16 protein-coding genes are annotated in these 19631 nt (G+C 61.8%); 3 read left to right on the plus strand and 13 right to left on the minus strand.

Annotated features, from left to right (window positions below; all coding sequences use genetic code 11):
• The first annotated feature begins 124 nt into the window (after nucleotides 1–124).
• Both selO and trxC read left to right on the plus strand, forming a co-directional pair.
• Entirely contained in the window at nucleotides 125–1585 is a 1461-nt protein-coding gene (gene selO, locus NGJ21_RS10420) for a protein adenylyltransferase SelO (protein WP_046784976.1), read from the plus strand.
• Nucleotides 1586–1631: 46 nt separating this feature from the next.
• Complete coding sequence (gene trxC / locus NGJ21_RS10425; RefSeq protein WP_115273383.1) at nucleotides 1632–2066, plus strand: thioredoxin TrxC; 435 nt, start codon at nucleotides 1632–1634, stop codon at nucleotides 2064–2066.
• 3 nt (nucleotides 2067–2069) lie between these two features.
• On the opposite strand, the gene NGJ21_RS10430 is transcribed toward trxC, so the two are convergent.
• The 4 genes from NGJ21_RS10430 to NGJ21_RS10445 all read right to left on the minus strand — a co-directional run bounded on the left by NGJ21_RS10430 (nucleotide 2070) and on the right by NGJ21_RS10445 (nucleotide 4553).
• Nucleotides 2070–2426: a helix-turn-helix domain-containing protein gene (locus tag NGJ21_RS10430; RefSeq protein WP_046784974.1), complete on the minus strand. Its 357-nt coding sequence runs from the start codon at nucleotides 2424–2426 to the stop codon at nucleotides 2070–2072.
• The gene (locus tag NGJ21_RS10435; protein ID WP_046784973.1) at nucleotides 2416–2724 is read right to left on the minus strand and encodes a type II toxin-antitoxin system HigB family toxin; all 309 of its coding nucleotides are present in this window, start codon (nucleotides 2722–2724) and stop codon (nucleotides 2416–2418) included. Before NGJ21_RS10435 ends, NGJ21_RS10430 begins: the two co-directional genes overlap by 11 nt.
• A 65-nt stretch (nucleotides 2725–2789) precedes the next feature.
• Nucleotides 2790–3563, minus strand: coding sequence for a ParA family protein (locus tag NGJ21_RS10440; protein ID WP_115273382.1), 774 nt, complete (start codon nucleotides 3561–3563; stop codon nucleotides 2790–2792).
• Nucleotides 3564–3653: 90 nt separating this feature from the next.
• A complete protein-coding gene (locus tag NGJ21_RS10445; RefSeq protein WP_251962078.1) occupies nucleotides 3654–4553 on the minus strand; it encodes a LysR family transcriptional regulator in 900 nt (299 codons plus the stop codon).
• 108 nt (nucleotides 4554–4661) lie between these two features.
• Here NGJ21_RS10445 and NGJ21_RS10450 point away from each other — a divergent pair, with 108 nt between their 5' ends.
• Nucleotides 4662–5906 carry an MFS transporter gene (locus tag NGJ21_RS10450; RefSeq protein WP_161871625.1) on the plus strand — a complete coding sequence of 415 codons (1245 nt, stop codon included), beginning with the start codon at nucleotides 4662–4664 and terminating at the stop codon, nucleotides 5904–5906.
• Between the two features lie 118 nt (nucleotides 5907–6024).
• Here NGJ21_RS10450 and NGJ21_RS10455 read toward each other — a convergent pair whose 3' ends face one another.
• From NGJ21_RS10455 to NGJ21_RS10495, 9 genes are all read right to left on the minus strand, one after another.
• Nucleotides 6025–6372, minus strand: coding sequence for a YgiW/YdeI family stress tolerance OB fold protein (locus tag NGJ21_RS10455; RefSeq protein ID WP_251962079.1), 348 nt, complete (start codon nucleotides 6370–6372; stop codon nucleotides 6025–6027).
• A 208-nt stretch (nucleotides 6373–6580) separates the two neighbouring features.
• Nucleotides 6581–7645 (minus strand): uroporphyrinogen decarboxylase, encoded by a 1065-nt coding sequence (gene hemE / locus NGJ21_RS10460; protein ID WP_251962080.1) that lies wholly within the window; start codon nucleotides 7643–7645, stop codon nucleotides 6581–6583.
• Between the two features lie 151 nt (nucleotides 7646–7796).
• Entirely contained in the window at nucleotides 7797–9215 is a 1419-nt protein-coding gene (locus NGJ21_RS10465) for a glutamate synthase small subunit GltD family protein (RefSeq protein WP_115273377.1), read from the minus strand.
• 123 nt (nucleotides 9216–9338) lie between these two features.
• The gene (gltB, locus tag NGJ21_RS10470; protein ID WP_119688134.1) at nucleotides 9339–13784 is read right to left on the minus strand and encodes a glutamate synthase large subunit; all 4446 of its coding nucleotides are present in this window, start codon (nucleotides 13782–13784) and stop codon (nucleotides 9339–9341) included.
• A 373-nt stretch (nucleotides 13785–14157) separates the two neighbouring features.
• Nucleotides 14158–15753 (minus strand): AAA family ATPase, encoded by a 1596-nt coding sequence (locus NGJ21_RS10475; RefSeq protein WP_251962081.1) that lies wholly within the window; start codon nucleotides 15751–15753, stop codon nucleotides 14158–14160.
• Nucleotides 15754–15768: 15 nt separating this feature from the next.
• Nucleotides 15769–16866, minus strand: a complete 1098-nt coding sequence (gene aroB, locus NGJ21_RS10480) for a 3-dehydroquinate synthase (protein ID WP_046787053.1) — start codon at nucleotides 16864–16866, stop codon at nucleotides 15769–15771.
• 94 nt (nucleotides 16867–16960) lie between these two features.
• The gene (aroK, locus tag NGJ21_RS10485) at nucleotides 16961–17479 is read right to left on the minus strand and encodes a shikimate kinase AroK (protein WP_039602073.1); all 519 of its coding nucleotides are present in this window, start codon (nucleotides 17477–17479) and stop codon (nucleotides 16961–16963) included.
• A 4-nt stretch (nucleotides 17480–17483) separates the two neighbouring features.
• A complete protein-coding gene (locus NGJ21_RS10490; RefSeq protein WP_115273375.1) occupies nucleotides 17484–18752 on the minus strand; it encodes a type IV pilus secretin PilQ in 1269 nt (422 codons plus the stop codon).
• The gene (locus NGJ21_RS10495; protein ID WP_251962082.1) at nucleotides 18676–19602 is read right to left on the minus strand and encodes a pilus assembly protein PilP; all 927 of its coding nucleotides are present in this window, start codon (nucleotides 19600–19602) and stop codon (nucleotides 18676–18678) included. The genes NGJ21_RS10490 and NGJ21_RS10495 overlap by 77 nt, the downstream gene beginning before the upstream one ends.
• Between the last annotated feature and the right edge of the window lie 29 nt (nucleotides 19603–19631).

Here is a 19631-nt window from a genome sequence, read left to right on the forward strand (position 1 = left end):
GCCCTCGATCGCCGGCAAGCCGGCTCCCACAGGGTCCGCGCCGCTGCGATAGTCATGTGGGAGCCGGCTTGCCGGCGATTGGGCCGCAAAGCGGCCCCTTGGCACCGATCCCCAGGAGCAGCCCGTGAAAGCCCTCGACCAACTCACCTTCGACAACCGCTTCGCCCGCCTGGGCGATGCGTTCTCCACTCAGGTTTTGCCCGAGCCCATCGCAGAGCCTCGCCTGGTGGTGGCAAGCGAGTCAGCCATGGCCTTGCTCGACCTCGACCCGGCCCAAGCCGATTTGCCCTTGTTCGCCGAAGTGTTCAGCGGCCAAAAGCTCTGGGAAGAGGCCGACCCGCGGGCGATGGTCTATTCCGGCCACCAGTTCGGCTCGTATAACCCGCGCCTGGGCGATGGCCGCGGCCTGCTGCTGGCCGAGGTGGTCAACGACGCCGGCGAGCACTGGGACCTGCACCTCAAGGGTGCTGGGCAGACGCCCTACTCGCGCATGGGCGACGGCCGCGCCGTGCTGCGTTCCTCCATCCGCGAGTTTCTCGCATCCGAGGCCCTGCACGCCTTGGGTATCGCCACCAGCCGGGCACTGTGCGTGATTGGCTCCAGCACCCCGGTATGGCGCGAAACACGCGAAAGTGCGGCCATGCTCACGCGCCTGGCGCAGAGCCACGTGCGCTTCGGCCACTTCGAATATTTCTACTACACCAAGCAACCGGAACAGCAGCGGGTACTGATCGATCATGTGCTGGAACAGCACTACCCCGAATGCCGTGAGGCCGAACAACCCTACCTGGCCATGTTCCGCACCATCGTCGAGCGTAACGCCGAACTGATTGCTCACTGGCAGGCGTACGGCTTCTGTCATGGGGTGATGAACACCGACAACATGTCGATCCTGGGCATCACCTTCGATTTTGGCCCCTATGCCTTCCTTGACGACTTCGACGCCAACTTCATCTGCAACCATTCCGATGATCGTGGCCGCTACAGCTATGCCAACCAGGTACCGATCGCCCACTGGAACCTCAGCGCGCTGGCCCAGGCCCTGACCACCGTGATCGAGGTCGAGCCTTTAAAGGAGGCATTGGGGTTGTTCCTGCCACTGTACCAGGCACATTACCTGGACCTGATGCGCCGACGCCTGGGCCTGACCACGGCCGAGGACGACGACATGGCGCTGGTCGAGCGCCTGCTGCAACGCATGCAGAGCGGGGGTGTGGACTACAACCTGTTCTTCCGCAGGCTGGGCGATCAACCGGTGGCCGAGGCACTCAAGGGCGTACGCGACGATTTCATCGACCTGGCAGGTTTCGATGCCTGGGGCGCGGACTATCTGGCCCGCTGTGAGCGTGAAGCCGGTAATGGCGATGGGCGCCGCGAGCGCATGCATGCGGTGAACCCGCTGTACGTACTGCGCAACTACCTGGCGCAAAAAGCCATCGAAGCCGCCGAGGCCGGTGACTACAGTGAAGTGCGGCGGCTGCATCAGGTGTTGAGCACGCCTTTCGAGGAGCAAGCCGGAATGCAGGCCTACGCCGAGCGACCGCCCGCGTGGGGCAAACACCTGGAAATCAGCTGCTCCTCCTGATGGCTGGCCGGCGATAGCGTCCGAACAAACACCACAAGGAAACGACATGTCCGACTCACTGCTAGTGCCCTGCCCCCACTGCGACGGCCTCAACCGCCTGCCTTCATCCCGCCTGGGCGATGCGCCGAAATGCGGCCGCTGCAAACAGGATGTGCTGTTGAGCCAGCCGTTCGAGCTCAACGAACGCAACTATGCCAGCCAGATCAAAGGCGACCTGCCGCTGCTGATCGACGTCTGGGCCGACTGGTGCGGCCCGTGCAAGTCCTTCGCCCCCACTTTCGAACAGGCCGCCCGCCAGCTTACCGGCCGCTGCCGCCTGGCCAAGCTCGACAGTGAAGCCAACCGCAACCTTGCGGGCCAGTTGGGTATCCGTTCGATTCCCAGCCTGATCCTGTTCAAGAACGGCCGCGAAGTCAGCCGCCAGGCCGGCGCGTTTCCACTGCAGTCGTTGCTGGAGTGGCTACGCAGCCAAGGGGTTTAAGCCTCAAGCGTTCGCCAGTAGGGATTCATAGGGAATACGGAGGCCATCGTGAAGCCGTTTGATCATGGACAGACTTAGCCTGCGCTTCCCGTTCAAGACTTCAGATACGCGACCGCTTGGGCCGATGTAAGGCTCCAGGTCCCGCGCTGTCAACCCCTGCTGGTCCATGCAGAATTTGATAGCCTCGATTGGGTCTGCGGGCTGAATGGGGTAGTGCTTGTTTTCGTACACCTCAATCAATGTCACAAGAACTTCCATTTCATCAGCATCGGGCGTACCGGCTTGTGCTTGATAAATGGATTCCAGTCGCAGAAATGCGGCTTTAAGGTCGTCGTCATTGCGGATTGGCTTAATATTCACTGATCGTCTCCACGTCAATTTCGTCATATCGCTTGTGCGTTCCGACGAATTTCACCCAGGCAATACCAGCTCGATACTGCATTTCAACCACTAGCCGGTATTTATTGCCTCCGATGTTGAAGACCACGCGGTTGTTGCCACATATGCTAGCGCTGCCAATCTGGCTTTTCACCTCTTGCGGTGTTCGCCATGTGGCTTTTTGTGCCATATCGTGCCAACTCTCCAACGGTGCCTTGGCATCTTCATGCCCTGGTAACTCCCAGAATTTCACCAATGTACTTTTGGCAATGACGCGCATCCAAGCAGATCTCCCGTTTTGGGAGATGCTAGCGCTTATCTACTCCTCGCGCAAGGATGAGCATTTCACGCGGTGCGCTCAAGCAAGTCATGCAGCTCGACAAACTGCTGGGTCAGCTTGTGCCGTGGCTCCAGGTGGATCAGCGGTAAACTGGCGTGGTGCGACTCGCGCATCTTCACCGAACTGCTCAGGTATACCGGCAATACCGGCAGGCCTTCGGCCAGCAGTTCGTCGAGCATCTGCTGGGGCAGGCTGGCGCGGGACTGGAACTGATTGACGACAATGCCTTCGACCACCAGCTCTTCGTTGTGGTCATCCTTCAACTCTTCTATCTCGGCCAGCAGCCCATACAGCGCCTGGCGCGAAAAACTGTCGCAGTCGAACGGGATCAGCACACGGTCTGCCGCAATCAGCGCCGATACCGCATAGAAGTTGAGTGCAGGCGGGGTATCGATGTAGATCCGCTCGTAATCCTCGTCGAGCTCGTCGAGCAACTTACGCAGCTTGTTGATCTTGTGCTTGGCCTCAAGCTTGGGCTGCAAATCGGCCAGCTCTGACGTGGCGGTGATCACATGCAGGTTGTCGAACGGGGTTTCGTAGATATCGACCTTGTTCTTCTTGCTGAACGGCCCGCTGGAGAGGCTTTGCTTGAAGAAGTCGGCGATGCCCATCGGAATGTCTTCGCCGGTAAGGCCGGTCAGGTACTGAGTCGAGTTGGCCTGGGCATCCAGGTCGATCAGCAGGGTCCGATAACCTTCACTGGCGCTGACCGCCGCCAGATTGCAAGCGATGCTCGACTTGCCCACACCACCTTTCTGATTGAACACCACGCGCCGCATGAGAGACCTCCGTGTATCAACGAATGCCCGAGTATGTGGCGGCGCAGCGGCATTGGCCAGCGCCAATTGCCCGACGCCGATGGCAAGGGTTCAATTGCCCCCTGCGGTTACGCCCGTCAGCAATGCGGCAAAGGCCTTGGCCATTGCCGATCCGCCATGTTGGCGCTGGACCAGCCATACAGCAGAGGTGGCGTCTTCATCCAGAAGCGTTCGGTACACAACGCCCTCGATGCGCATGCGCTGAAAGGAAGCAGGCAAAATCGACACCCCAAGGCCCGCCGACACCAGCCCAATGATGGTCATGGCTTCCCCTGCTTCCTGAGCAAAATGCGGATTGAAACCCGCCTGTCGCGCCAGGCTCAGCAACTGGGCGTGCAATCCACTGCCGTAACTGCGCGGGAAGAACACGAACGGTTCATGGGCCAGCGCCGCCATGTGCACACCGTGCTCGGTCCCTTCGGCCAGCGCATGTGAGGCATTGATCACCGCCACCAGCGGTTCGCGAAACAGTTCGGTGGCCACCAGCCCTTCCGGCAAGGGCATGGGCCGCATCAGCCCGACCTCGATGGACTCGTCGAACACCCCTTCGGCGACATCGCGGCTGCTCATTTCCTTGAGGTTCAGGTGCACCGCTGGGAAGCGCTGGCGGAAGGCATGAATCGCCTTGGGAATCTTCGAGGTAAAAGGCGCCGACGAGGTAAAGCCGATCTTCATTTCACCCAGCTCACCCAGTTGTGCACGGCGCGCAACATCGGCCGCCTTCTCTACCTGCGCAAGTACCTGACGGGCTTCATCGAGGAACAACCGCCCGGCCTCACTAAGCTCGACCCGACGATTGGTACGTTCGAACAGGCGCGCGCCCAGTTCCTGTTCAAGGGCCTGGATCTGTTGGCTCAGAGGTGGCTGAGAAATGCCCAACTGCTGGGCCGCCCGCCCGAAGTGCAGCTCTTCGGCAACGGCAATGAAGTAACGCAGGTGGCGCAGTTCCATGGGGCCTCCAGAACAAGTCGCAAAACGTCTTAAATAGGTCGAACAATATATTGGATCTAATCATTAGGCAGCTATATGCTTTTTCCATTGCGCCAGAGGTACCCGCCCGTGAAAACTGCTGTAGCCCCCCTTCCTGCCGACCCCGAGCCTGCCCCGCTGAACGAAATCTGGATCGAGAAAGGCACCCCTGCCTTCATGAAGACCGTATTGGCCCTGTTCAGCGGCGGCTTCGCGACCTTCGCCCTGCTGTATTGCGTGCAGCCGATGATGCCGCTGCTGTCGCAGGAGTTTTCGATCAATGCCGCGCAGAGCAGCCTGGTACTGTCGGTGTCGACCGGCATGCTGGCGTTCGGCCTGCTGATCACCGGGCCGATTTCCGACCGCATCGGGCGCAAGCCGGTGATGGTATTCGCGCTGCTCTGCGCCGCGTTATCGACCATGGTCAGCGCAGTGATGCCGACCTGGGAAGGCGTACTCGCCACGCGGGCGCTGGTCGGCCTGTCGCTGAGCGGCCTGGCAGCTGTGGCGATGACCTACCTGAGTGAAGAAATCCACCCGCAGCACATCGGCCTGGCCATGGGCTTGTATATCGGTGGCAATGCCATCGGCGGCATGAGCGGTCGGCTGATCACCGGCGTGCTGATCGACTTCGTCAGCTGGCACACGGCAATGCTGACCATCGGTGGTTTGGCCCTGATCGCAGCGCTGGTGTTCTGGAAGGTGCTGCCCGAATCGCGCAATTTCAGGGCGCAGACGCTCAAACCGCGCAGCCTGCTGGATGGCTTCGTCATGCACTTCAAGGACGCGGGTCTGCCCTGGCTGTTCCTCGAAGCCTTCCTGTTGATGGGCGCATTCGTCACCCTGTTCAACTACATAGGCTATCGGCTGCTCGCCGAGCCGTATCACATGAACCAGGCGCTGGTCGGTTTGCTCTCGGTGGTCTATCTGTCGGGTATCTACAGCTCGGCACAAGTGGGTGCGCTGGCAGATAAACTTGGGCGCCGCCGGGTGTTCTGGGCGAGCATTCTGGTCATGGCGGGCGGGCTGTTGATGACATTGGCCAACCCACTGGTGATGATTATCGTCGGCATGCTGATCTTTACCTTCGGCTTCTTCGGAGCGCATTCGGTGGCCAGCAGCTGGATCGGCCGCCGAGCGCTGAAGGCCAAGGGCCAGGCGTCTTCGCTGTACCTGTTCTGCTATTACGCGGGGTCGAGTGTGGCGGGGACGGCAGGCGGGGTGTTCTGGCACCAATGGGGCTGGAGTGGCATCGGGCTGTTCATCGGCAGCCTCCTGGCGGTGGCGTTGCTGGTGGCGTTGCACCTTAGCAAGCTGGCGCCCAAGGCTGCCTGAAACAGGGCTGCTCTGTGCAGCCCAATCGCCGGCAAGCCGGCCCCCACAGGTAAACCACTGTATTCAAGGGCAGTGGGATACCTGTGGGGGCCGGCTTGCCGGCGATTGGGGCTTCAGATCAGTTCACGATCTCGACAATATCCACATCCACTTCACGGCTCATCAGGTGCTTTTCCACCTCGCCGGTCAGCTTGACCTTGGTCTTGTCGTTGAACGGCGTCGGCGGCAGGTCTTCATCGTCGATCTCAACGGTGATGGTGCCGGTGTTGTCCTTGAATTCGTACTTGTCGTCGTTGTTGATCTTCTTGGTGACATAACCCTGCAGCACCACGGGGGTGTCATCGGCTGCGTCATTGGCAGCAGCGACGGTAGTCACCGACTGGGCGCCCGGGCCGGTATAGCCGGCGGCCAAGACAGCGGTACTGAACAAGGGGGCGAGAATCAGAGCGAAGTAACGAGCTTTCATGAGGATCGGGTCCTGTTTCGGTTTCGATGGGACCAGATTAGCGACAATCGCTGAATTAAAACTTAATGCAACAAAAAACGGCCCGCCGGCAAGCCGGCTCCTACAAGGACCGCGCAGTTGTTGAGCTGTGCGCCGTACCTGTGGGAGCCGGCTTGCCGGCGATGGGCCGCAAAGCGGCCCCAAATCGCTTGACTGACTGCCATTCAGATCACTGGTGATACTGCGCCGACAGCTCATGCACGGCGTTGATGAACACACCTGCATGCTCCGGGTCGACCTCCGGCGTAATGCCGTGACCCAGGTTGAACACATGGCCGCTACCCTTGCCATAGCTCGCCAGGATCCGTGCCACTTCGTTGCGAATGGCCTCAGGCTTGGCGTACAGCACGGTCGGGTCCATGTTGCCTTGCAGGGCGACCTTGTCGCCAACGCGGCGGCGGGCGTCGCCGATCTCGCAGGTCCAGTCCAGGCCCAGGGCATCAGCGCCGGCTTCGGCGATGCTCTCCAGCCACAGGCCGCCGTTCTTGGTGAACAGGATTACTGGCACCTTGCGCCCATCGTGCTCACGGATCAGGCCGCTGACGATCTTGCGCATGTAGGCCAGGGAGAACTCCTGATACGCCGCCGCCGACAGGTTGCCGCCCCAGGTGTCGAAGATCTGCACGGCTTGGGCGCCGGCCAGGATCTGCCCGTTGAGGTAGCTGGTGACCGACTGTGCCAGCTTGTCCAGCAGCAGGTGCAGGGCTTGCGGGTTGTCGTAGGCCATCGCCTTGGTCTTGCGGAAGTCTTTGGACGAACCACCTTCGACCATGTAGGTGGCCAAGGTCCACGGGCTGCCGGAGAAACCGATCAGCGGCACACGGCCGTTGAGCTCGCGCCGAATGGTACTGACGGCATCCATCACGTAGCCGAGGTCTTTCTGCGGATCAGGGATTGGCAGGGCTTCGATGTCGGCCGGGGTGCTGATGACCTTCTTGAAGCGCGGACCTTCGCCGGTCTCGAAGTACAGGCCCAGGCCCATGGCATCGGGAATGGTGAGGATGTCCGAGAACAGGATCGCTGCGTCAAGCGGGTAGCGCTCCAGCGGCTGCAGGGTGACCTCGCAGGCGAACTGCGGGTTCATGCACAGGCTCATGAAGTCACCGGCCTTGGCGCGGCTGGCGCGGTATTCCGGCAGGTAACGGCCGGCCTGGCGCATCATCCATACAGGGGTGACGTCTACGGGTTGCTTGAGCAGTGCACGCAGGAAACGATCGTTCTTCAGGGCAGTCATGTCGGCATCCGGCAAAAAAGTGCGGGCATTTTCTCAGACGCCAGCGCAAAAGGCACGGTTGAGACCATGCGTTTTGTCTATTGGGTGCCGTGGATCAAGCAATTTTGTATACAAAAAGCGATGAGGCCGCTGTGCGGCCCCATCGGTCACATCAGACTTCGAGGTAATCCAGGATACCTTCGGCAGCGGTACGACCTTCGAAGATGGCGGTCACCACCAGGTCCGAACCGCGCACCATATCGCCACCGGCAAAGATTTTCGGGTTGCTGGTCTGGTGCTTGAACTTGCCTTTCTCCGGGGCCACCACGCGGCCTTGGCTGTCCATCTGGATGCCATGCTGCTCGAACCAAGGTGCCGGGCTCGGGCGGAAGCCGAAAGCGATCACCACGGCGTCCGCCGGGAGGATTTCTTCGGAACCCGGGATTGGCTCAGGGCTGCGACGACCACGGGCATCAGGCTCGCCAAGACGGGTCTCGACCACCTTCACGCCTTCGACCTTGTCTTCACCGACAATGGCGATCGGCTGACGGTTGTAGAGGAATTTCACGCCTTCTTCCTTTGCGTTCTTCACCTCTTTGCGCGAGCCCGGCATGTTGGCTTCGTCACGACGGTAGGCACAGGTCACCGCCTTGGCGCCCTGGCGGATCGAGGTGCGGTTGCAGTCCATTGCGGTGTCGCCACCGCCCAGCACCACGACCTTCTTGCCCTGCATGTCGACGAAGTCTTGCGGCGACTTCTCGAAGCCCAGGTTGCGGTTGACGTTGGCGATCAGGAAGTCCAGCGCGTCATGCACGCCCGGCAGGTCCTCGCCCGGGAAGCCGCCTTTCATGTAGGTGTAGGTACCCATGCCCATGAACACGGCGTCGTACTCGGCGAGCAGCTGTTCCATGGTGATGTCGGTGCCCACTTCGGTGTTCAGGCGGAACTCGATACCCATGCCGGTAAAGACTTCGCGACGATTGCTCAGCACGGTCTTTTCCAGCTTGAACTCAGGGATGCCGAAGGTCAGCAAGCCGCCGATTTCCGGGTTCTTGTCGAACACCACCGGGGTAACCCCGGCGCGCACCAGCACGTCGGCACAGCCCAGGCCTGCCGGGCCAGCACCGATGATGGCAACGCGCTTGCCGGTCGGTTTGACCTTGGACATGTCCGGGCGCCAACCCATGGCGAAGGCGGTGTCGGTGATGTACTTCTCGACCGAACCGATGGTCACCGCGCCGAAGCCATCGTTCAGGGTGCAGGCACCCTCGCACAGGCGGTCCTGCGGGCACACACGGCCGCAGACTTCCGGCAGGGTGTTGGTCTGGTGCGAGAGTTCCGCCGCAGCCAGGATGTTGCCTTCGGAGACCAGCTTCAACCAGTTCGGGATGAAGTTGTGCACCGGGCACTTCCACTCGCAATAGGGGTTACCGCAGCCCAGGCAGCGGTGTGCCTGCTCTACGGACTGCTGGGGCTTGAAAGGCTCGTAGATTTCCACGAACTCCTTCTTGCGTTGGCGCAGCAGCTTTTTCTTCGGGTCCTTGCGGCCCACTTCGATGAACTGGAAGTCGTTACTCAGACGTTCAGCCATTTTTCAAAACCTCTTAACAGCAGCTGCAAGCTACAAGCTGCAAGCCGCAAGACGATCACTTAAGCCGGGCAAACCTCGAGCTGCTCTTACTCGCAGCTTGAGGCTTGCCACTTGCAGCTGTTTTTACTGCGGGTTGGCACGGGTGCTGGACAGCAGTTGCTTGAGGTTGGCCGCCTTCGGCTTGACCAGCCAGAAGCGCCGCACATAGTCGTCCAGGTTTTCCGAGAGCTCACGCCCCCACTCGCTGCCGGTTTCTTCCACGTATTCGCCAAGGACCCGCGCCAGGTGGCTACGGTAGGCTTCCATCGCTTCACCACTGATACGCTGGATTTCCACCAGCTCGTGGTTGAGCTTGTCGACGAAGCTGTTGTCCATGTCGAGCACGTAGGCGAAGCCGCCAGTCATGCCAGAGCCGAAGTTGTAACCGGTCTTGCCCAGAACGCAGACAAAGCCACCGGTCATGTATTCACAGCAGTGATCGCCAGTACCCTCGACAACAGCATGGGCGCCGGAGTTACGCACAGCGAAGCGCTCGCCCGCGGTGCCGGCGGCGAACAGCTTGCCGCCCGTGGCGCCGTACAGGCAGGTGTTGCCGACGATGGCGCTGTGCTGAGTTTCGAACGGGCTGCCGGCTGGCGGCACGATGGTGACCTTGCCACCGGTCATGCCTTTGCCGACGTAGTCGTTGGCGTCTCCTTCCAGGTACAGGTTCAGACCACCGGCGTTCCACACGCCGAAGCTCTGGCCCGCAGTTCCCTTGAAGCGGAAGGTGATCGGCGCTGCGGCCATGCCCTGGTTGCCGTGCAGCTTGGCGATTTCGCCGGAGATGCGCGCACCAATGGAGCGGTCACAGTTGCAGATGTCGAGCGCGAACTCGCCACCGGCCTGATCGCGAATGGCCGGCAGGGCCATTTCGACCATCTTCTCGGCCAGCTCGCCCTTGTCGAAGGGCGGGTTCTTGTCGACTTCGCAGAACTGCGGCTTGTCAGCCGGGATGTGCGAGCTGCCCAGCAGCGGCGACAGGTCCAGGTAGTGCTGGCGCTCGGTATCGCCTGGCAGCACGTCGAGCAGGTCGGTGCGGCCGATCAGCTCGCCCAGGCTACGCACACCCAGCTTGGCCAGCCACTCGCGAGTCTCCTCGGCGACGAAGGTGAAGAAGTTGATCACCATGTCGACGGTGCCGATGTAGTGGTCCTTGCGCAGCTTGTCGTTCTGCGTGGCCACGCCAGTGGCGCAGTTGTTCAGGTGGCAGATGCGCAGGTACTTGCAGCCCAGGGCGATCATCGGTGCGGTACCGAAGCCAAAGCTTTCGGCGCCGAGGATGGCGGCCTTGATCACATCCAGGCCGGTTTTCAGGCCGCCGTCGGTCTGTACCCGTACCTTGCCGCGCAGGTCGTTGCCGCGCAGGGTCTGGTGGGTTTCGGCCAGGCCAAGCTCCCACGGGGCGCCGGCGTACTTGATCGAGGTCAGCGGCGAAGCACCGGTACCACCGTCATAACCGGAGATGGTGATCAGGTCGGCGTAGGCCTTGGCCACACCAGCAGCGATGGTGCCAACGCCAGCCTCTGCCACCAGCTTGACCGACACCAGGGCCTGGGGGTTGACCTGCTTGAGGTCATAGATCAGCTGGGCCAGGTCTTCGATCGAGTAGATGTCGTGGTGCGGTGGCGGCGAGATCAGGGTCACGCCCGGTACCGCATAGCGCAGCTTGGCGATCAGGCCGTTGACCTTGCCGCCGGGCAACTGGCCGCCCTCGCCCGGTTTGGCGCCCTGGGCAACCTTGATCTGCAGCACTTCGGCATTGACCAGGTATTCCGGGGTCACACCGAAGCGGCCGGTGGCCACCTGCTTGATCTTGGAGCTGCGGATGGTGCCATAGCGCGAGGGGTCTTCACCGCCCTCACCGGAGTTGGAGCGCGCGCCCAGGCGGTTCATCGCCTCGGCCAGCGCTTCGTGAGCCTCTGGCGACAGCGCACCCAGCGAGATACCGGCGGAGTCGAAGCGCTTGAGGATCGCCTCCAGCGGCTCGATCTGATCCAGCGGCAGGGCCTCGTCGGCCACCTTCACTTTCAGCAGGTCGCGGATCATCGACACCGGGCGCTGGTCGACCAGCGTGGTGTACTCCTTGAACTTGGCGTAGTCGCCCTGCTGCACGGCGGCCTGCAGGGTATTGACCACATCCGGGTTGTAGGCGTGGTACTCGCCACCGTGGACGAACTTGAGCAGGCCACCCTGCTGGATCGGCTTGCGCGCACTCCAGGCTTCAGCGGCGAGCAGCTTCTGGTCGCCCTCGAGGTCGACGAAACGCGCACCCTTGATGCGGCTGGACACGCCTTTGAAGCTCAGGCCGACCACTTCTTCGGCCAGGCCTACGGCCTCGAACAGCTGAGCACCACGGTAGGAGGCGATGGTGGAGATGCCCATCTTCGACAGGATCTTCAGCAGGCCCTTGGAGATGCCTTTGCGGTAGTACTTGAAGACTTCGTCCAGGTCGCCCAGCACTTCGCCGGTGCGGATCAGGTCGGCCAGCACTTCATACGCCAGGTACGGGTACACCGCAGAGGCGCCGAAGCCCAGCAGCACGGCGAAGTGGTGCGGGTCACGGGCAGTGGCGGTTTCGACCAGGATGTTGCTGTCGCAACGCAGGCCTTTTTCCGTCAGGCGGTGGTGGACCGCGCCAACGGCGAACGAAGCGTGCACCGGCAGCTTGCCCGGGGCGATGTAGCGGTCGCTGAGCACCAGTTGGGTCTTGCCCGCGCGCACCGCTTCTTCAGCCTGATCGGCGATGTTGCGGATGGCCGCTTCCAGGCCGATGCCTTGCTCGTAGTTGAGGTCGATCAGCTGACGGTCGAAGCCTTCGCGTTCCAGGTTCATCAACGAACGCCACTTGGCGGGCGAGATGACCGGGGAGCTGAGGATTACCCGCGAGGCATGCTCAGGAGATTCCTGGAAGATGTTGCGCTCGGCACCCAGGCAGATCTCCAGCGACATGACGATCGCTTCGCGCAGCGGGTCGATCGGCGGGTTGGTAACCTGGGCGAACTGCTGGCGGAAGAAGTCGTAAGGCGAACGCACACGCTGCGACAGCACGGCCATTGGCGTGTCGTCACCCATCGAACCGACCGCTTCCTGGCCTTGCTCGCCGAGTGGGCGCAGTACCTGGTCACGCTCTTCGAAAGTGACCTGGAACATCTTCATGTACTGCTTGAGCTGGTCAGCGTCGTAGCTGGCCGCGCCCTGGTCGTCGGAGAGCGTCGCCTGGATGCGCAAGGCGTGCTGACGCAGCCAGCGCTTGTACGGGTGGCGCGACTTCAGGCGGTTGTCGATGGCATCGGTGTCGAGGATGTGGCCGGTCTCGGTATCCACCGCGAAGATCTGGCCTGGGCCGACACGGCCCTTGGCGATGACATCTTCAGGCTTGTAGTCCCACACGCCGATTTCCGACGCCAGGGTGATATAGCCATTCTTGGTGGTCACCCAGCGCGCCGGGCGCAGGCCGTTGCGGTCAAGCAGGCAGACCGCATGACGGCCTTCGGTCATGACGATGCCGGCCGGGCCGTCCCACGGTTCCATGTGCATGGAGTTGTATTCGTAGAAGGCGCGCAGGTCGGCGTCCATGGTCTCGACGTTCTGCCAGGCTGGCGGTACCAGCATGCGCACGCCGCGGAACAGGTCGATACCGCCGGTGACCATCAGCTCCAGCATGTTGTCCATGCTCGAGGAGTCGGAGCCTACGCGGTTGACCAGCGGGCCGAGCTCTTCGAGGTCGGGGATCTGGTCGTTGGCGAACTTGGTGCGACGGGCCATCGCCCAGTTGCGGTTACCGGTGATGGTGTTGATCTCGCCATTGTGGGCGAGGAAGCGGAACGGCTGCGCCAGCGGCCATTTCGGCAGGGTGTTGGTGGAGAAGCGCTGGTGGAACACGCAGATCGCGGTTTGCAGGCGCTCGTCGTCCAGGTCGGGATAGAAGGCCGCGAGATCGCGCGGCATCATCAGGCCTTTGTAGATGATGGTCTTGTGCGAGAAGCTGCAGATGTAGTGGTCGGCGTCGTGGGCGTTGGCCACGGACGAACGGCGACGGGCACTGAACAGCTTGATGGCGAATTCCTGATCGCTCAGGCCTTCACCGCCGATGAACACCTGTTCGATCTGCGGCAGGCGCTCCAGCGCCAGGCGGCCGAGCACGCTGGTGTCGATCGGGACTTTGCGCCAGCCAACCAGGGTCAGGCCGGCAGCGATGATTTCGCGATCCATGTTGGCGCGAGCGGCTTCGGCTTTTACCGGGTCCTGATTGAAGAACACCATGCCAACGGCGTACTGCTTGGGCAGCTCGACGGCAAAGTGTTCCTGGGCCACGGCACGCAGGAATTGATCGGGTTTCTGCATGAGCAGACCGCAACCGTCACCGGTCTTGCCGTCGGCGTTGATGCCGCCACGGTGGGTCATGCAAGTCAGGGCCTGCATGGCCGTTTGCAGAAGGTGGTGGCTCGGTTCGCCCGTCATATGGGCGATCAGGCCAAAACCACAGTTGTCCTTGAATTCTTCGGGATGGTACAGACCTGTTTTCATAGACACTTTCTCACCAGGTTCACCTCTCAACCGGAGGCAAATCTCTTTTTTAACAACCACTTACCATCCACGCCGATCAAATGCCAGCTTTTTTGCGGTGGCCATGGAAAACCATTGTTGCACAGCGACAGCGATGCCCACAAATTTTCATGTCTCACCATTGAAAATTTATGTCGCAATTTTGAATGTTTTTGCGCCATGCGCCGTGATAGCGGCTTGGCTCGAGTCTGAAGCGTTTCAGCCATGACTGCAAGATTGGCTTGTGGCCGGCAGCCTGGGACAGAAAAGCCTGCCGCGCTCGGGCGCAGCAGGCTAGACGAAAGTCAGTTATCGCTCAGCAACTGGGCGGCGGGGTGGTGCCGCCCGGAAGGTATCAGCGGGCCGTGGCCAGCTCTTGTTGGACGCTGGCGACAGTACGTGGCCAAGGTTTACCAGCCTGAACCTTCGCTGGCAAGTTCTTGATTGCCGCAACCGCTGCATCGCGGTTGGCGAAGCTACCATAGGTGACCACGTAGAGCGGCTTGCCCTGCAGGCTTTTCTTGAAGTAGCGATAGTCGCCACCCTGCGCCTTGACGAAGGCCTGCGCCGACGCTTCGGAGCTGGTACCAAGGATCTGCACTACATAATTGCCAGGCTTCTGTCCGGAGTACCAGCCGCTGTTACCGCTGCCGCCTGTTGCAGGTTTGGCAGCGGGCTTGGCAGTGGCAACCTGGGTCGGTCCAGGAGCGGGCTTGGCGGGTGCAACCGGCTTGGCCGGCTGGGTTGCTACCGGCTTCTGCACAGGCGCAACCGGCTGGGCCGGCGGCGTACTGGTGGTAGCCTGAGCCATGGTCGGTGCGGGGCCTGCAGCTTCACCCTGCGGTGGTGCGATGGTCGTTACCGTTGGCGGATTGCCTGGCTGCAGCGCAGTGCTGTCCGCCGGGCCACCTTCTTCACCATCCCCCATGCCGGCGGCCTGCGCCAGCGGCTCGCGCATCACCGGCTGCGACTGGCCAACCAGGGGCAGTGGCATCGGCTGCGACGAGCCTGAGAATTCGATGGCCGGGTCAGCGGGCTTTGCTTCCCCCAGCGGCAATTGGGCTTGGGCTGCGGGCGCATCCGTAGCCGCCTTGTCGCTTTTCTTGGGCATGAGAACCGCGGCAGCAACGGCCACTACAACGACAGCGGACAGCGCGAGCACGTGTTTCTTAGGCATTTTGAACCCCATGGTTGGTCGCTTCGCCGTACTACGGCTGGCGATCATGGCTTCGATCAAGGTATCGCGGGCGACCTGGTTGATGTTGCCAGGCCAACCGTCGGAGTGTTCATGAATATCGACGATCTGCTCATGGGTGAACACCTCGATGCCCCGGCCTGCACCTTCCAGGCGCTGCTCCAGGTACTCGCGGGTCTCTTCCTCGCTGTAGGGGGCGAGTTCGATGACGTGGAAACGCTCTTCCTCGACATGGATCTCATCCAACCCGGCGATCAGCGACGCTTCGCCGAACAGGAACACGTGCGGGCGCCCCTCCGGGACACCTGCCGCCAGCTCCAGCAACGCTTGGAGTGCCGACTCGTCGAGTTGTTCCGCATCGTCGACCAGTAAATAGACTTCCTGCCCGGTGAGGGCAAGCTGTACCACCTTGGAGAGGATCGCCTGAACTTCCGCCGGAGCCACGTCCAGCGCCTGGGCCACCTGGCCCAGCACGCTGGCAGCATCGCTGGCGCCGCGCGCCGATACCACGACGCTCTGCACCGACTGCTTGTTGGTGCTGGCCACCAAGGCCTGGCGCAACAACGTCTTGCCGCTGCCGACCGGGCCTGTAACCACCAGCATCAGCTGGCTGTAACGGGCCAGGTGGTGCAGTTGGCCGAGCACAGGCTTGCGCTGGGCAGGGAAAAACTTGAAGCCGGGCACACGCGGCGCGAACGGATCGTGGCTCAACTGGTAATGGTCGAGAAACGCCTCATCGGCATGCAAACTGGTCATTGCGCTGTCACAACCTCAAAGCTGGGCCACGATCGCGCGGTAATCCGCCGACAGCGTGGCCTGAAGAATCTCTTTCGGATAGTCGTCGGTAACCACGGCTTCGCCCATCTGGCGCAGGAGCACCAGACGCAAACGCCCATCGATCACCTTTTTGTCGACCGCCATATGCTCCATGAAATGCGCCGGGGTCATTTCCTGTGGTGGCACCACCGGCAAACCTGCATCCTGCAGCAGACGGATTGCGCGATCGCGCTCGGACTGATCGATCCAGCCCAGACGCATCGACATCTCCAGGGCCATCACCGTACCCGCTGCCACGGCCTCGCCGTGCAACCAGACACCGTAGCCCATGTGCGTTTCGATGGCATGCCCGAAGGTATGCCCCAGGTTGAGCGTTGCGCGCACACCAGACTCACGTTCGTCAGCCCCGACCACCGCAGCCTTGGCTGCACACGAGCGCTGGATTGCTTCGGTCAGCGCCGCTGGCTCGAGGGCGCGCAAAGCCTTGATATTGTCCTCGAGCCAACCAAGGAAGGGCTTGTCGCAGATCAGCCCGTACTTGATCACTTCGGCCAGGCCCGCCGACAGCTCGCGCTCGGGCAGGGTGTTGAGGGTGGTGGTGTCGATCAGCACGGCGTTGGGCTGGTAGAACGCACCCACCATGTTCTTGCCCAGCGGATGGTTGATGCCGGTCTTGCCGCCGACAGAGGAGTCGACCTGGGACAGCAGGGTGGTCGGTACCTGGATGAAATCGACGCCGCGCTGATAGCACGCCGCAGCGAAGCCGGCCATGTCGCCGATAACGCCACCACCGAGGGCCACCACCGTGGTGCGGCGGTCGTGCCGGGCCGTGAGGAGGCCGTCGAAGATCAACTGCAGGGTTTCCCAGTTTTTGTGGGCTTCGCCATCCGGGAGGATCACTGGCAGCACCGAATAGGCACCCAGCGTCTTGCTCAGACGTTCGAGATACAGGGGCGCGACGGTCTCGTTGGAAACGATGGCAACCTGCCGGCCGGCAATGTGCGGCGCCAGCAGTTCTGGCTGCTCAAGCAGGCCTTCGCCAATGTAGATCGGGTAGCTGCGCTCGCCCAGGTCGACCTTTAGTGTCTGCATGTATCCCCACAATGTACTTGGGCGCGGCGTCGGCTGAGCGACCCACGCGGTAACGTTGAACCTCGCCTCGGCGCTGGCCGAGAATAGTCCCGGCCTACCGGGGCGGCAACTGCTGCAAGCGCTCGAGAATATCCAGTACGACCATGCGCGGGGGCCGTTCGTCGGTTTCAACCACGATGTCGGCGATCTCACGGTAGAGCGGGTCGCGTGCTTCAAGAAGGCTACGCAAAGTCGCCTCCGGATTGGCCGTACGCAGCAAGGGGCGATTGCGATCGCGCGCAGTACGCCCGACCTGCTGTTCCACCGAGGCATGCAGGTAGATCACCCGGCCACCATGGTGCAGGGCCTGGCGGTTGGCCTCGCGCATCACCGCGCCGCCGCCGGTCGCCACGACCACGCCATCGAGCGCGCAGAGCTCGGCAATCATCGCCTGCTCACGATCACGGAAGCCCGGCTCGCCTTCTTTGTCGAAGATCCACGGGATGTTGGCGCCTGTTTTCAGTTCGATTTCCTTGTCGGAATCTTTGAACAGCAGGCGCAGCTCTTTGGCCAACAGGCGCCCAATGGTGCTTTTTCCAGCGCCCATGGGCCCTACAAGTATCAAATTTCGCACAGAATCAACGACTCACAGCAATCGCCTGGTCATTCATGATACGCGGAGTCAGGAAGACCAGCAGCTCGGATTTTTTCTCTTGTAATGCATCGCGTCGAAACAGCCGCCCAACATACGGCAGATCGCCGAAAAATGGCACCTTGTCGACCACATTGTTTTGCGTGGTCGAATACACACCGCCAATGACGATGGTTTCCCCGTCAGCTACCCGTACCTTGGCATTGACCTCGTTCTTGCGGATCGGCGGCACATCGTTCAAGGCATTGACGAAATCAGGCTCGTCCTTGGTCACCTTGACCGTCATGATCACCTTGCCGTCCGGCGTAATCTGCGGAGTGACCTCCAACGACAGCGAAGCCTCGCGGAATGCAACCGAGGTAGCGCCACTCTTCGTGGTCTCCTGGTAAGGGACTTCGGTGCCTTTGAGGATGCGGGCGGTTTCCTTATTGGCGGTGACCACCTTGGGCTGGGAGATGATTTCACCATTGCCGGTCTTCTCCATGGCGCTGAGTTCAAGGTCCAGCAGCACGCTCCCACGCAACACCCCCAGGCCAATGCTGGAACCGGCCCGTTCCACCCCAAGATCGACAAACACGTCCTTGCCCAAAACAGCAGCTTCGCTGTAGAGCCGCGGGCCCCAGCGCACCCCAAGGCTTTTCTCGTAATCGACATTGGCCTCGACGATGCGCGCCTCGATCTCTACCTGCCGTACCGGCACATCCAGTTGCGCCACCAACTGGCGCAGCTCGGCAAGCCGCTCCTCAGGCTGGTGCGCCACCAGCGTATTGGTGCGCACATCCACATTCAAACTACCGCGCCCCGTCAGAATGCCGTCATCGGCCAGCGTGGCCAGCAGCAATTCGGCAAGCTCTGAGGCCTCGGCGTGGTGTATCGGCAGCAACTCGCGGCGCAACGGCTGCGATTGGGCGTCCAGCTCCAAGCCTATACGCGCGCCCAGGGCTTGTTCGGCCAGCTCAGCCGCTGGCGCCACCAACAGCACCTTGCCCTCTTCGCGCCGGGCCAGGCCCTTGCTGCGCAACACCAGCTCCAAAGCCTGATCCCAGGGAACATCCTGCAGACGCAAGGTAATACTGCCCTGCACCGTGTCGCTGGCGACCAGGTTGATGCCGGCATAATCGGCCAGCACCTGCAACACCAGGCGCACTTCCACGTCCTGGAAGTTCAGCGAAATCGGCTCACCCCGATAAGGCGTTGCCGCCAGCAACGGCATCGGCAGCAAGGCCGCCACCACCCACTTCATCAACCTGTTCATGATCTTCCCTGATCTCCCCGTCCACGCCCTGCCTGAGCCTCAGAAATGCCGTGCGCTCGCGCCAAGTGCCGCCCACGAACAACCGCTCGCGCACCGTTACCTGGTGCTCATCCACGCGTTCCACCAGCCCCCCATCGCGCCCCAGACGGTCACCGGAACGCACGCGATAGAGCCTCCCGGCAGATGACAGCAAAGCCTCATGTTCCATGCCCCGGGACAAGCTTCCGACCATTTCCAGCTGAGCCAGCGGGACAGAGGCGAGCCCTCGCCTGACAACGCGACCCGACCACGTCGAAAACGGATCGAGAACCGCTGGCAAGACCTCACCCCGGGCGGGTATCCAGGCCAATGATTCCGGCTCTGCCACCGGCCCATCGGCGTGGAAGGCGTCAACCCGCAGCCTCAATCGCAGCAAGCCGGGCCTGCCTTGAGCATCGGCCAGATGCATGTCGCCGACACGCAGCAGGCGAACCTGCCCAAGCCACTCATCGAGCCAAAGTCGCAACGCCGCGTAACGCCCAACTACCTGCACATCCAGCGGCGTTCGTCCAAAACCTGCCTTCTTCTGCTCATCCAGTACCTCAAGTTGCTCGAAATGCAGCCCATGCACATGCCCCGACGCGGCCAACTGATCGAGCAGATCGCTGATTTCGCCCCCGGCTGCCAGGCGCCATCGCATATCGTGCAGGTGCCGCTGGGCTTCACTCAGCGCTTGCGGTGCATGCACATGCGCCAACACCTGGGTGGCCTTGGCATGATGCTTGTCGTTAAGGGCCCTTTGGTTTACCTGCGCTGCCTGCTGCAGTTGCCGCCATTCCGGCCAACGAATCAGGCAGCCGACCGCAAACACCAGGCACGCCGCAGCTATCTGCAGGGCAC

This window comes from Pseudomonas sp. Marseille-Q5299, assembly GCF_943737035.1.
Classification (GTDB): domain Bacteria; phylum Pseudomonadota; class Gammaproteobacteria; order Pseudomonadales; family Pseudomonadaceae; genus Aquipseudomonas; species Aquipseudomonas putida_E.

Bases quoted from the DNA above. Each gene is read 5' to 3' on its own strand.
- trxC (WP_115273383.1), top strand. From the start codon at position 1,632: ATGTCCGACTCACTGCTAGTGCCCTGCCCCCACTGCGACGGCCTCAAC.
- NGJ21_RS10435 (WP_046784973.1), bottom strand. From the start codon at position 2,724: ATGCGCGTCATTGCCAAAAGTACATTGGTGAAATTCTGGGAGTTACCA.
- NGJ21_RS10440 (WP_115273382.1), bottom strand. From the start codon at position 3,563: ATGCGGCGCGTGGTGTTCAATCAGAAAGGTGGTGTGGGCAAGTCGAGC.
- NGJ21_RS10445 (WP_251962078.1), bottom strand. From the start codon at position 4,553: ATGGAACTGCGCCACCTGCGTTACTTCATTGCCGTTGCCGAAGAGCTG.
- NGJ21_RS10455 (WP_251962079.1), bottom strand. From the start codon at position 6,372: ATGAAAGCTCGTTACTTCGCTCTGATTCTCGCCCCCTTGTTCAGTACC.
- hemE (WP_251962080.1), bottom strand. From the start codon at position 7,645: ATGACTGCCCTGAAGAACGATCGTTTCCTGCGTGCACTGCTCAAGCAA.
- NGJ21_RS10465 (WP_115273377.1), bottom strand. From the start codon at position 9,215: ATGGCTGAACGTCTGAGTAACGACTTCCAGTTCATCGAAGTGGGCCGC.
- gltB (WP_119688134.1), bottom strand. From the start codon at position 13,784: ATGAAAACAGGTCTGTACCATCCCGAAGAATTCAAGGACAACTGTGGT.
- NGJ21_RS10475 (WP_251962081.1), bottom strand. From the start codon at position 15,753: ATGACCAGTTTGCATGCCGATGAGGCGTTTCTCGACCATTACCAGTTG.
- aroB (WP_046787053.1), bottom strand. From the start codon at position 16,866: ATGCAGACACTAAAGGTCGACCTGGGCGAGCGCAGCTACCCGATCTAC.
- NGJ21_RS10490 (WP_115273375.1), bottom strand. From the start codon at position 18,752: ATGAACAGGTTGATGAAGTGGGTGGTGGCGGCCTTGCTGCCGATGCCG.